17 protein-coding genes and 1 pseudogene are annotated in these 12,677 nt (G+C 43.0%); 1 reads left to right on the top strand and 17 read right to left on the bottom strand.

Annotated features, from left to right (window positions below; genetic code table 11):
* Positions 1-185: 185 nt before the first annotated feature.
* On the bottom strand, positions 186-863 hold the full coding sequence (locus AF333_RS05130; protein ID WP_043064967.1) for a superoxide dismutase family protein: 678 nt from the start codon (positions 861-863) through the stop codon (positions 186-188).
* Positions 864-993: 130 nt separating this feature from the next.
* Entirely contained in the window at positions 994-1,143 is a 150-nt protein-coding gene (locus tag AF333_RS34680; protein ID WP_235496113.1) for a hypothetical protein, read from the bottom strand.
* 59 nt (positions 1,144-1,202) lie between these two features.
* Here AF333_RS34680 and fosB point away from each other — a divergent pair, with 59 nt between their 5' ends.
* Positions 1,203-1,625: a metallothiol transferase FosB gene (gene fosB / locus AF333_RS05125; RefSeq protein WP_043064968.1), complete on the top strand. Its 423-nt coding sequence runs from the start codon at positions 1,203-1,205 to the stop codon at positions 1,623-1,625.
* Positions 1,626-1,674: 49 nt separating this feature from the next.
* Here fosB and AF333_RS33460 read toward each other — a convergent pair whose 3' ends face one another.
* From AF333_RS33460 to AF333_RS05060, 15 genes and pseudogenes are all read right to left on the bottom strand, one after another.
* Positions 1,675-1,824, bottom strand: a complete 150-nt coding sequence (locus AF333_RS33460) for a hypothetical protein (protein WP_158502341.1) — start codon at positions 1,822-1,824, stop codon at positions 1,675-1,677.
* A 424-nt stretch (positions 1,825-2,248) separates the two neighbouring features.
* Positions 2,249-2,329 (bottom strand): annotated as a pseudogene (locus tag AF333_RS34675) (iron-sulfur cluster assembly accessory protein); the annotation flags it as partial.
* Positions 2,330-2,554: 225 nt separating this feature from the next.
* The gene (locus AF333_RS05120; RefSeq protein WP_052520488.1) at positions 2,555-2,905 is read right to left on the bottom strand and encodes a helix-turn-helix domain-containing protein; all 351 of its coding nucleotides are present in this window, start codon (positions 2,903-2,905) and stop codon (positions 2,555-2,557) included.
* Between the two features lie 47 nt (positions 2,906-2,952).
* On the bottom strand, positions 2,953-3,651 hold the full coding sequence (locus tag AF333_RS05115) for a LysM peptidoglycan-binding domain-containing protein (protein WP_043064969.1): 699 nt from the start codon (positions 3,649-3,651) through the stop codon (positions 2,953-2,955).
* A 14-nt stretch (positions 3,652-3,665) separates the two neighbouring features.
* On the bottom strand, positions 3,666-4,109 hold the full coding sequence (locus AF333_RS05110; RefSeq protein ID WP_052811908.1) for a DUF2577 domain-containing protein: 444 nt from the start codon (positions 4,107-4,109) through the stop codon (positions 3,666-3,668).
* The gene (locus AF333_RS05105) at positions 4,109-5,896 is read right to left on the bottom strand and encodes a hypothetical protein (RefSeq protein WP_043064970.1); all 1,788 of its coding nucleotides are present in this window, start codon (positions 5,894-5,896) and stop codon (positions 4,109-4,111) included. The genes AF333_RS05110 and AF333_RS05105 overlap by 1 nt, the downstream gene beginning before the upstream one ends.
* A 3-nt stretch (positions 5,897-5,899) precedes the next feature.
* Entirely contained in the window at positions 5,900-6,217 is a 318-nt protein-coding gene (locus tag AF333_RS05100; RefSeq protein ID WP_043064971.1) for a hypothetical protein, read from the bottom strand.
* A gap of 239 nt (positions 6,218-6,456) precedes the next feature.
* Positions 6,457-7,152, bottom strand: coding sequence for a hypothetical protein (locus tag AF333_RS05095; RefSeq protein ID WP_043064972.1), 696 nt, complete (start codon positions 7,150-7,152; stop codon positions 6,457-6,459).
* A 52-nt stretch (positions 7,153-7,204) separates the two neighbouring features.
* Entirely contained in the window at positions 7,205-7,858 is a 654-nt protein-coding gene (locus AF333_RS05090; protein WP_043064973.1) for a hypothetical protein, read from the bottom strand.
* A 124-nt stretch (positions 7,859-7,982) separates the two neighbouring features.
* A complete protein-coding gene (locus AF333_RS05085; RefSeq protein WP_074715015.1) occupies positions 7,983-8,360 on the bottom strand; it encodes a cysteine-rich VLP protein in 378 nt (125 codons plus the stop codon).
* Between the two features lie 3 nt (positions 8,361-8,363).
* A complete protein-coding gene (locus tag AF333_RS05080; RefSeq protein ID WP_255322236.1) occupies positions 8,364-8,642 on the bottom strand; it encodes a helix-turn-helix domain-containing protein in 279 nt (92 codons plus the stop codon).
* Between the two features lie 54 nt (positions 8,643-8,696).
* Positions 8,697-9,536: a hypothetical protein gene (locus AF333_RS05075; protein ID WP_043064976.1), complete on the bottom strand. Its 840-nt coding sequence runs from the start codon at positions 9,534-9,536 to the stop codon at positions 8,697-8,699.
* Between the two features lie 24 nt (positions 9,537-9,560).
* The gene (locus AF333_RS05070) at positions 9,561-10,763 is read right to left on the bottom strand and encodes a hypothetical protein (RefSeq protein WP_043064977.1); all 1,203 of its coding nucleotides are present in this window, start codon (positions 10,761-10,763) and stop codon (positions 9,561-9,563) included.
* A 437-nt stretch (positions 10,764-11,200) separates the two neighbouring features.
* Positions 11,201-11,818 carry a DUF3102 domain-containing protein gene (locus tag AF333_RS05065; protein ID WP_158502343.1) on the bottom strand — a complete coding sequence of 206 codons (618 nt, stop codon included), beginning with the start codon at positions 11,816-11,818 and terminating at the stop codon, positions 11,201-11,203.
* Between the two features lie 19 nt (positions 11,819-11,837).
* Positions 11,838-12,023, bottom strand: coding sequence for a helix-turn-helix domain-containing protein (locus AF333_RS05060; RefSeq protein ID WP_043064978.1), 186 nt, complete (start codon positions 12,021-12,023; stop codon positions 11,838-11,840).
* Between the last annotated feature and the right edge of the window lie 654 nt (positions 12,024-12,677).

Below are 12,677 nucleotides of genomic sequence, written 5' to 3'. Positions count from 1 at the left end.
GTACGTTCTGAAGCTCCATATGCGAGACCGGCAGCGAGAATAACGCCTGATACGGTACCGTATACTAATTTCTTCATTTTTCTTCCTCCTATGTTTGTTGAGTTTTATCTGTAAGGTATATAGGTTCCACTTTTTAACATACCCCTTCTCTGGTCTATTTATCCAAGTTGTTACTTTTAGCTATTCTACTGCGGAATATTGCCTCCCGCTACACGATCACCGGAATTGCCTGCCGGATCTGATTTCAAATCGTCTTCACCTTCATGGATAATGATCGATTTTCCTAGCAGGGAATGTACATCTCCTTGTTTTAGGCTGGCTCTCTCAAGCATAAATTCCGCCTTCGCCGTGCCGTCTTCTTTTACTTCGAGATTCTGCATATCACCGACATGGTGTCCTTCTGGGTTCTCCATCCCGTGCTTTTTGCCGTCCGGGTTAAAATGCCCCCCTGCAGATTTAAAGTCATTTTTCACGAACATCTTTTCATGTACATGGAACCCATGCTTACCCGGCTTCAAATCGTGAACCTCAATAGCAACCTTTACTCCACCGGATTCCTCCGTCAGTATGGCATGGCCAATTTCTTCACCTTGCGCATTCACCATGTGAATATAGGGTTTATTAATAGAGATAGACGCATTCGTACCGTCCCAATATACTTTATGCTGGAACGTTTCAGCATAGGCCCGTACAGGAACATAGGCCCTGCCATTATGAACAAGTACCTCATCTTTACCAAATGTCTTCTCTTCACCGTCCGCAAACAATGTAAAGGGTGCGATATTCACCGTAATTGATGCTGCATACGCCATCCCACTTGAGAGCACTACACCTGCTACAACGCCTGCCATAAATTTCTTCATATGTATCTCTCCTTCCCCAACAGAATCATCATACGGTTTCTCCCTTCCCCAAAATCCTTATATTCAAACAAACAGAAAGATAATTCCTACAATTCTCACAGAAGATATATTCACTAAGTATCTATATAAATTACACTTGATAGTTTGACATGGTAACGTGGTTGGAAGGAGGCGATTCAGAAAAAGAAGAAGTTGGATGCGCCCTGCGCTCCAGCAGAAAAAAGGCAAACGTGTCTTTTTCCGACCGCTCCCTCTGCAGTTCTGCTATGAAAAGCGGCATATACACAACTTTTAATTATGTGTAAGCTAAATAGTATACATGGGAAAGGGTGATTGTTTTTGAAAATTCAAGGAATCAACCATCTTACTTTTTCTGTAGTTAATCTTGAAGCGTCCATCGCTTTTTACCGTGATGTACTAGAAGGAACACTTCTTGTTCAGGGAGAGAGGATGGCCTATTTCGATTTGCAGGGTATATGGTTAGCGTTAAATGTTCAAGAGGATATTCCGCGGACCGAAATTACACACTCCTATACTCATATCGCTTTTACAGTCGATGAACAAGATTTCCCTGTCTATGTCCAACGCTTGCAAAAGTTAGGAGTTACAATTCGCGAAGGACGTTCCCGCGATAAGGCAGAGGCGCAATCCGTTTACTTTACTGACCCAGATGGTCACCTGTTCGAATTTCATACTGGTAATCGCGAACAGCGGATTCAGCATTATAAAGACGAAAAAAAGCCGATGACATTCTACATATAACAACAAACGCCCTCCCGATACCAAGTTCGGGAGGGCGCCGCAAAATGCTTTAACGTGGAACGAGCCACACGGCCAATTCCCCTTGCTCTATTTCCACTTCCAATGTGCAAGCTTCCAGTTCGGCTTCTACATCAGCGGGCTGTATGATGTGCCCCGCCTCATCAACTTCCAATGCATGAGTATGTATCATACTCTTCATCTCTACCGCCCCCTTATTTTTATTATAAATTAAATATTCCCAATTTAAGGATCGTTTTGACAAATTTTCTTGAAATATTTGTGAAGAAACCTCCCTTATTTACTGGGAGGTTTTAGGCACACAATGTCAGGTTTACTTCAAACCCACTATTTTCAGCTTTTTAAGCAGGTTTAGCCTGCTATTCCTGCAATAAGCAGAATGATTGTAACTACAGTAGGCAAACCGTAATATAAAGTGTAGTTTTTCGTCATGGATGCCATGAAAAATCACCCCTCTGCTTATTTCCAACCACCCTTTTCGGTATGTTAAACCTAGTCTTCTATGGAGTATTAAAACAAATCATACTTGTTCATTCGCACCAAAAAAAAGCACCTCTCAACGTATCTGAAAATACGTCAAAAGGTGCTTGTGTACAAATTAGCAATCATGTACCGGCTTCTTCCTTCGTACGGAACGAAGAGCCACAGCCGCAGGACGCTACCGCATTCGGATTATCAATCGTGAAGTCTGCGATATGCTATCGATAGGAAAAATCCCCGTCAGATTAACGTTATTTAAAATTTTACGGGATTGCGGATATTCTACAGTATTGTTAATACCGGATACCCTCGATTGTGGATAATCTTATTTATATAATACCTAAACATGTGGACAAGCGCAAGATAAAAGAACACTCGGACATTCTACGAAAACAAAAAAAAATCGGCGCAGCCCCGTAGGACCACGCCATTTAACACGTATACCAATCGCTTGTAACGTTATCCTCTTCTCTCAACGCATCCACCAACGATATCAACGCTTTTGCCGACATCTGTACCGCTTCGATAGCGCCCCGTTCATACACGCTCTCTTTCGTTAATACTTCGATAGCTTTCGGCAACTCTTCGAGTGTATTTAAGGCTATCTGTCGTTGTAATTCCGCTTCAAAATGCGGTTGATGCCGCCAGCGACTTACGGTTTGACGTGATACTCCCGCTTCCTTTGCGATTTCTTCAACGGTAAGCCCTCCATTCCCTGGCTGCGCAAAGTATCGAATAGCTACGTACTGTTCTGGACGTATTCGTTTATGTCTCGTTATCATTCGCTCTCCCTTCCGCTCAAATAAAAAGGCCGACGTATTGTCGACCGTTATTTCGGTATGGTTAAGACTTGTCCCGGCTTAATAAGATTCATATTTTTTCCTATGACTTTCTTATTAGCAGCATACAGTTTATGGGCGTCAATATCTTTATGACCTTGCGTCCGCATCCGCTGTGCAATTTTCGTAAGAGTATCGCCGGACTTTACGGTGTATGTCGTAGGAATCTCTTTTTCGTTTGGACGAATTGGTTTACTAGCCGCTTTTATAACCGTTTTAACTCCGGTTGCTTTCGAAACAGCTGCTTCGATCGGTCTTAAAGTAATAAAGCGGTACTCCTGCATTTCAAGCGTAAAGTAGATATCGCCTGGGGAACCGGCCTGCTCCCAAAAATCAAACCTTGTTATACACATTGCATAATTAAGGCCCTTACCTCCACCAAATCCAGTTACAATTAGCCGGACCGGTTGCCTTTTTTCTTTCCAGCTTGCGATTTTATCCGTACACTCCGTTGGTTTCGGTATCTCCGGATATTCGCAATAGGAAGCGTTATAGTCTCGTGGAAAGAACGAAGAAAACGATATCTTAGTAAGCGGGTGTCCCGAAGGTATTGTAAATTCTCCTGCTTGAGCTAGATTGATGGTGGTCCAATTATAACCTGACTCAACACGGATTTCCGGTGGATTTACTGGAAAACGAAGTACCTCCGCTCCATTGTTGAACTTTAACCAAAATTGCATCGTACTCATAAAATCCCTCCATTTTAGTAAATCACCTCTCTATCGAGGATTACATATTTCTGCCCTTTTTCTATTTCCGCTAATACAACACGGTCGCCCACCTTTAGCACGTCTTCAAACGTTAATTCGACGTAGTTATACGAAAAAGACGAATAAGGCGGTTTTAAATCGTCATTGACTGTAAATATCTGACCGTCTCCAGACACCTTGTCAACGCCAACACCATCGCCTACATCACGTTGCGCTTTTTCTACGTGATTTATCGTCACAATTCGTTTATGTCGTGTAAGATGTTCCAAGACTGATACATCGTCTTTTTTGAGTTCAAGCGATTCATTATCGACCTTTACACGGATATTCGGTGGAGGTGCCGTGATTGTACCGAAAACGATATCTACGTCTTTGTTGTGTCCATGTTCTTTCATAAGTTGAACTAAGTCCGTATATGGGTTTCCGCTAGTCTCCATCAAGCCATATTCCCTCCTGCCATCCTAATTTGTTGTGCCAATGAAAAAGCAATTCGGTCGATATCTGCTTCTTCTCGTATAACCATATTGTTAATATTTATATTTACGTTTGGCTTGTCTTCCTTACGTACCTCCGTTGACGGTACGACCTTTTCACCTTTATGAAGAATCGCCTTATATCCGTCATATGGGACGCTGTCAATACCGTTATAGTTAGAAAAAGCGTTACTAAACCAATTCTTCGTCTTATCCCACAAAGTCGGTTCGTATGACGTCATATTTCCACTTGCATACATCGGTTGATCATCCGGAGTATCTAGTTCTCGGTTATAAGCTCGACCTAACGGTGTATCAAGTAAATACTTTCGTTTTTCGGCTCGTTCTTCGGCGTCATCTAGCGCCTTATTTATAATACTCGAAAGTTCAAGAGTTAAAGCCGCTGCTACACCGCCAACTAGCGCAAGACCAATCGCTCTACCCGATGCTAGAGCTTTCGGTATCACTGGACCGTTCGTCAGTTTCATCGCAGCAAGTCCGCCTATGACTACGGCAGATAACGGATTCTCTTTCGCATAATCCACGAAACCATCGAAGATGCCTTTACCAACTGCTGCACCTACGCCGATAGCCGTTTCTGCTATTGGTTTAGTAGCGCTTGCTATTTTATCTGAGCCACCCGTTGCAAGCCATTTGTTGAGCGTATTCATGCCGTCCTCAGTGATGCGAATTAACTTATCGCCGATAGATAACTTCTCCCATGTCTTATCACTTTGGATATGTTGCATGTATTTATCGAATGCTACGACCGCTCGTTCCGTTGCACTTACGGCATCTGAAATTAAGTCAGATCCCATTTTTTGAAACAATTTAAAACGGCCATCTGATAGCATTTTATCTATTCGGTCAAGCATAGGCTTCGCTTTGTTTAGTCCGTCAACGCCCATATCTGTAAACATCTGACTTACCTTTTCAGAAACTTGGGCGTATTTTGCTAGCCCGCTTTCGTCCGCTACCTGTTGCTTAAGCGCATCCGTGTACCCCATTCTATTTAATAGGTTATCAAATGCACTAATGAATTCTTGGCCGGACTTTCCTTTCAAATCGTTCGCCCATTTTCTCGGTAGGTTAAAACGTTCAACCAACGAAACCATATCACCGCTCATCGCTTCACGTATCGCAAAAGATGCACCTTCCATGCCCTGCATTGGATTCGAAAGCGCTAGCCGTTCCGTTAACTGTGTAAGTCGTTCTAATTGACCTATATCTTTAGTAAACGGAATGTATGTCTTGGAGGAATCGATAAAGTCTTGAACAGAAAACATAGCTGAATCTAATCCTTGTTGCTTCATTATGCTAAACAACTCATCTGTTTTTTTCGAGTTGTTCATAAGCGCACCTACAGTAATCCTTGAATATTCTTGCTTTGCAGCCGATCCTATAGTTGCGTCAAATAACTTTTTACCGCCTTCTACTGTAGCATATGCGCCAGCAAGTCCGACTACAGTTCCATGTAAACCGGAGACATTGCTTTTTGCAGTCGCTACGTTTTTATTAAAACGCTCAAAAAACGAAGTGTAAGCACGTCCCTCGGATGTAAACTTACTCATAGAGTCACGTAAAGTTCGTTGTTCATGGTGAAAAAGCTTCTGCTCTTGATTGGCACCGTGAAGTGCCTTAGATATAGAATCCGTTTCCTTACGCATACCGGTCATATACCCGATTGCTCTGCGAATCGGTTGACTCAGCTTATCTTCAAGTTTAAGGCGAGCTATCAAATTATAAGCCATACGTTATTCACACCTTATATATGAGATAGAACCTAGTTTTTCTAAGTCATCGGCTACTCGTAACGCTTGCTTACGTACATTACGAGATGTCGGCCGCTTAATTACCGATTCTATAGCAAACGCTATATCGATAATCTTTTTTGCTGCGACTTTATCACGGGTAGAAATCGCTGCTTTACGCATAGTTTTCGCGAACTCTTTCGCCTCATGTAACGCCGGTAAATCGGAAGAATGAAGTGCATACACCGACAATTTATCGCAGCATTCAATGATTGTAGCGAGCGACCGTTCCATACCCTCGTTGAGTTGTTGATCCGTCATGCTATCATCTCCTTATTGCGAAATAGAAAAGCGCCTACCTAATGGTAGGCGCTGTTGGTTCGTTATATTAACTTTTCATTTCGTTTACCTACGAAAAACCGCGCTTAACGCCCGCGTAGGCGAAGTCCGTAGATAGAACATTTGCTTACACCATAACTATCGCATCCCTTCTCGTTGACCATCGATTATTAAAAACCGCTGTTAACCGCTAGCGTAAGCGTAAAAAAGAGACGTAATAACTACGCTTCGATGTATCGTTCCGGTTCGGTTAAGATTCCCACCGCGTCACTTCCGAGTAGTCCGTTCACATCCGTTTCAACCATATATGGGAAGATACGTCCGTTTTCTAGATTCCCTACGCTTTCAATCGCTTTTCTTGCATCGATATATTCCTGCGGTTTATATTTCGTTTCTAACGCTGTATAAAGCGTTTGATACTGCATAGACGCTTGTCCCGCTTGCGATCCAAGTTTAGCGATTACCGGTCCGACAAGTTCCGCAAATGAATCCCACGCTAGTTGTGCCGAAATATCATCGGTAACACCTGCTAGGAAATCATCTAGTCTGCGTTTTGCGATCATTCCGTTTGGCGATAGCGCTAATTGAACACCTAGATCCTTTACTTTCGCGGCAAAAATTTCGCGGTCGGCATCGGAAGGCCTCGGATTCTTAACAAGAACCTTTTCCGCCTCCTGTTTAGCTTTAACGAGATTGCCTTTATAAGAAGTGTGGATCGATTTAACGATATCGGCAAGGTCTTTACGGCCTTGTTTGCGTAGCTCATCCCGCTTGATCCGTTTTCCTTCATCCGACAACCATCGGTCATTATCGATTTTTTCCATCTCTTGCTTAAATTTCGTTTTAAATTCCAGGTAATATCTTGTTGTGCCCTGTGAAATAGCGATAGCCTCGTCAATATATTGTTTGTACGTCATTCAAACAACCTCCGTTTTTATTAGTATTGAAACAAAAAAGAGCGCTGTTATCTTACTTAGCGCCCCCCTTAATTACACATGACTTATCATAATACGTGGCATGTCTCGGCATTTCTTTATAATCTCCAACAAACCCTAAGTCTCGAGTGAACTTTTGTCCGTCCCATACTAGGTGAATCTGGAACGGATTATCAATCGCAAAACGTGTTGGTTGCTCTCCGAAATTGTGTGCCGCTTCATCCAACTCTTTTACCGCACTTGTGATGTCGTTATAATCATGTTCTAATTGAAAGAAGTCATATAACGCAGACAAGATGATATGCTGTCCTTGCTCGATTCGCTCCTTAATGGGTACCAACTCTTCGGCTCTTACTGTCGGGAGGTAATCTTTAAGCCACGCTTGTACCACGTCACTCCGTTTAATACTACCGCCTGGTCCAGCAAAATAAGCATACGCTGCTTTTCGTTCTTCTTCCGCATGTACAACATCTTTCTCTGCCTGCTCGATTTCCTTACGAATCTGTGCTTTATCCCTCGTTTTATTGGCTCCTGTTGTGATTTCAAGCGTCACAACTTCGTCCAGTCGTACTTTTAGCTCCGCAACTTTACGCTTAGCTTCGGCTACTTTTTCGTCATACTGGCGACGAGCTTTAGCCACTCCCTCGCTTTGCTTTTGGTATTGCTCATATAATTCGAATGGTTTCATCTACTTATCCTCCTATTTAATGACGACGGTTTAAAACCATCGTTTTTTAATATTTGAACCTTGTGTATTACTCTTCAATTTCCGCCAATAGTAGAGACGTAGAAACGTTGTAATATCAAGGGTTTCAGCTATCGATATTTTTTCTAAAGCGTCGGTTTGCTTCGCGATACCGGGAGTCACGTTTACGTCTGGACTCCTTCTCCGCTCGTTCTCGGCACGAATGACAAAACTTCTGCCGATTCGAGCACTTGGTATATGACTCGCCACACATATCGCAAGTACCGATATTCTTTCTTTTTGATTTACCGAAAGAGTTATAGTACGCTTCCTCAACGTCCGGGAACGCTGGCAAAACTGAACCTTGCGCATACCTGCAAGACGGAGCGCCGTGCACCTGAGAAAATACACAAGGGCCATCCGTCAAAAGGCAGCCCCCGTTCAAATAGTTAGCGCAATGGTCACGCATTAACTTTTCTATTTTCCGCTGTAATTTACTGTCCACCGGCTACCCTCGCTTTATAAATTCATAATAGATATCTGTAATACGTTGCAGCTTACTTTCGTTTAACTCCAATGCTTCAATCAAACTTTGTCTTAATCTATCGGATAAAGGACGCTCGCCTTTTTCTACTCTGTGTAGATGCGACTTTGAAACACCAATCAATGCCCCTAGCTCGTCCAAGCTGAGGCGATACACAAACCTGATCTGATACAGTGTCTCTGCATTAATCATCATTCTCCCCACCCTCCTTTGTCGCCGCGATAAAAGTTGCCTAATACGCACAAAAAGAAAGACCCAACCTGTTTTTATCCAGATTGAGCCTATCCTTCTTCACTATTACAGGAAATTATTCCGTAAAATTGAACGCCAATGTTTACCTGTTCTATTCGCATTTTGCCACTTACTTGCCTCCATTTCTTCTAGAGTTGTTTCGTTAAAATTGTATTTAGTAACCGCGCTCGGCTTTTGATCCGATGGTGGAAACCTAATTATTCTCACCTTATGAGAACACTCAGAGTCAAGAGAGGGGGCAACTTTTTTGACCTGGCCTCCAACCGCTTTCAAATCGTTTTTTAGCGGCATTACCGCATGGGGTATTTCGATTTCCTTATAAATATCCTGTAACGTGCCTTCCCGATAACTCTCGTAATATTTCACAGGCAAAAGTGTCCCATGCTTATGTAAGCGAGCTACTGCAACTTTCTGTTCGTTAGCGCAACGTTCACTGCAATATTTCTTTCGCCTATGCTTTAGATAAAATACCGTGTTACATTTCCAACAACTACAAACTGTATAATTGGGATTCGTAACTGTAGGTATATCCCCTGTTACCATTTTTACGTAATTCCGTTCTATTTCCTCCCACTCTTCGCGCGTTCTTTTCCCATTCCGTCGTTTCTCTTCCTCTCTTTGAATGTTTTCCTCTATATAAAGAGTCTTATCACCAAGGAAAGTGATGTGTTTCCAAAAATCGCTATACTGAACGCGAACCGCCTTATCTTTTTTTTCCGGTTTCGTATTAGTTATTAAATCTCTTCTCTCGATCTGAGAAAGATGTTTTTCTGCGATATCTGCACATTTTTCTTTGAACGATCCGATGTCCGTATACTTAGTATTTACTTTCTTTTCTAAAACCTCTGCGTCTTGTACAAAATAATAAGTAGGCGGTTTCTTCATTTTCTCACTCTCCCTTAGTTTTAATTAGATTTCATACATTGCCCACGCCTTCAACAACGAACGCATCCGACTGGATGGCAAGTACAAATGAATCGTCTCGCCTTTACGAATCCTCGACCGCCAAACCCATTGCAGAAGATCCGATACAGCAAATAGGTCTTGGTCAACGGTCACACCGTTATCTTCGAAGAAGACACGCTCGATCGGATGGCAGTAGCGATTGTACACGTACGCCAGCGCCCACCTATCGGCATATTCGTTCGTCGCACGTAGATTACAAGCCGTAAACGCTTTTGAGTACCCTTTACCCGCTAAATCACTCCGCCGATCTTTGACCGTAGTCCACATAATTTCGTTTGACTTAGCTTTCACGATATTACGAAAGTAGTTCGATATCGCCTTTTTTAGTCCGTCCAGTACGCTCTCATTAGCGCGGCTTAACCACGTTGTACTAAGTGCATTCGACCGTTCCGCTACGTCATTCAGTTTCCCTTCGTATAGATCGATTAGTGACATAAGTTCCTCTCGTCTCTCTGCTCCCCTGTCATATTCTGACAATTCAAATGCTTGTCCGTTATATCTGACGGCATGAAATTCATATTCTAGCCCGTGTAGGTCGTAGTAGTAGCGCTGAACCTGTGCATTAAATAGATAAGTTAATACGTACACATCATCGAACGCCTGGAACACACGGGGAGGGAACGCCCATAATAAAAAGCTACCGCGATGGATAAACAAGTTTCCGGCCCGCGCTAAAAGCTTAATATCGTTAAACCTTCCGTCTGTATATCCGTCATATATCCAACTCACGCGGTTTTCTACTATTTCGATGTACTTTGAATCTAGGAGCGCTTTTATATCGTGATTTCCGATATTAGCACGCTCGATTACGTCCATAACCTCGTCTAGAATGAGCGTATAACCGCTATCGGTTAATAATTCAATTAACTCATCATCCGCTGTCTGGAATAGTGAGTGTGTGGCCGCTATATCTTTCCCGGCGACGATTAATTCTTTAAGACTACGCAGCTTACGCCCTTCGCTATTATTGTTGTTTGGCTCGATAAAAGTCCGGGACTCAACCGATGTAATGATGCGCTGCACTTCGTCCAGATATGGCGTAATATAGATGAATTTCTTATACACTGGCGCCCCTTCAATATGCTGTAACGCCCAACTCGTCTTTCCAGCGCCCATGATCGAATCAATAATTTTAATCGCCTTCATTCCGTTCCTCCCTCTCCGCTGTTTGTACACCAAGCGGATTTATCGTTTTGTTAAGCTAAAGATATCGACAGATAATACCGAAACAGTACATGGCGGTGGTTTTACTTATACGAGATAACCGTTAATGGAAGATAGTAGTGGAGCCGATAGGCGACACAGCAAGCCACTTGTGGCGCGCTTAGTAATAGTCCGAAGAATGGTTCATTCTCCGTTACTATTGACGGTTCTGTTATAACGGGCTACCGCCCGACTCTGCGCTTCGTTTCACTTCGCTTGAGTAACCGTTCATTTCATTTAACACTTTTTTATATTCATTCTTAAGGAAATCGCGAAAAAAGTCAGTAATGACGCTGGTTTCAGCGATCGTTTAGCACTTTTTTGTGCTGGATGTAAGTACCGATTAAAACGAATTTACTCGGTTGGTGTACGATTGGCGTTTATGCCGCTTCCATATCCGAAACTATTGGGCCACACACCATTTTGATGAATTCCGCTAGCGTATACCCGTTCTCAAGCGCAAAGTTTATATCTACGTCATTTAACGTAGGTATCACCTCTATCAGCATATCCCTCAACGGCTGCTGAACCGTTTGTTCAACTACTGTAACCTCCGAAGCAGGGCAAGCGTCCTTTTTCGGTTTGATAAGTCCGGCCTTCTCTCGCTCCTTCCTAACAACTTCACGAAGCTCCTTTCCGCTCATTTGATCGACGTACCTCATCTCACCAGTTGACGGAATTACGTGCATTTCTCCAATAAACTGTTCTCGATCAATTTCACTCGGAAGCGCCAACATTTCATATATCTTTGCAGTACCTAGACACGACGCCAGCGTCGCATCTCCGAACTGCTCGTATGCCTGGATCATACGTTGCGCCTTTCTTATATCCAGTTGAATCGACTGTAGCCACTTCCCCCACTCACCATGTACCAAGTCCGCATCTTTTACTTGCTTTAAACGTTTACCGATTTGGAAGATACACTGCTGTTCTTGTTGTTGAAACGTCTGAATCTCCTTAGTAATCTCATCCAAACTCACGTTTAGCACTTTCTCCATCCGTATCATCCCTTTCGATTTAATTAATTTCATACCGAGCCAGCACCGACGACACCGCTTGTAAATTCTCCTGCTTCAATTCGGCATGACCGTTCAACCAACGACTCAATGTAACTCGATGTATACCGGCCCTCTGCGCAATCGCCCGATGCTTCATTCCCTCTCGTTCGATAATTTGCGTTGCTTGCGTGCGTGTTAACGTCATTTGTATCGCTCTCCCTTCGGTTTATCGTTTTGTAGCGTGTTGGGTGAAAATTAAAGCGCTGATTTAGCGCCCTCACTTTAGACGCAGCACCCCTATCGTTTTCGTTTTTCATATAGTGATACGAATCTCGCGACTAATCTCGCTAAACTTTCACGAAATTTTTTGCTCTCACTATATAAGACGACATCAGCGGAGTGGATTCGCCCTTTTTAGCAGGATTATTTTCGCCTTACACCGTTATTAACTCGCCGACCTCCGAAATTTAACAGGTATCTTGGAAGTTTTTCGCCCTATACCGGTATAGACGTTAACTCTGGAAATCTCGCGCACCGTCTTATATGTTTTTGTCGTTCTACTCATATATCCGTAAAAGGAGAACAAAAACTCCTGTTTTCAGAAAAACTTTTTCGCCTGTAGACGGTATTGTGTGCGTTGTGGAAACGAATCCCTGACGATCAATTTCGGACGGTAATTGAATTATCTCGAATACTTTAGAAGACCCGATTCGGACGACATCGTCCGTTTAGCGGTTGCTGGTCGCCCTCCAGTACTTTCGGACATAATTGTCCAGAAGTCAAAACCGGACTCGAAACCATATTTTTCGATGTGGCCGTCTCGTCATATTTGACACTTCTCGATTTTAGTGAGCGAAAA

Origin of the sequence: Aneurinibacillus migulanus, from assembly GCF_001274715.1 — a bacterium.
Lineage (GTDB): Bacteria > Bacillota > Bacilli > Aneurinibacillales > Aneurinibacillaceae > Aneurinibacillus > Aneurinibacillus migulanus.
This window is presented reverse-complemented; position numbering and strand designations above follow the sequence as displayed.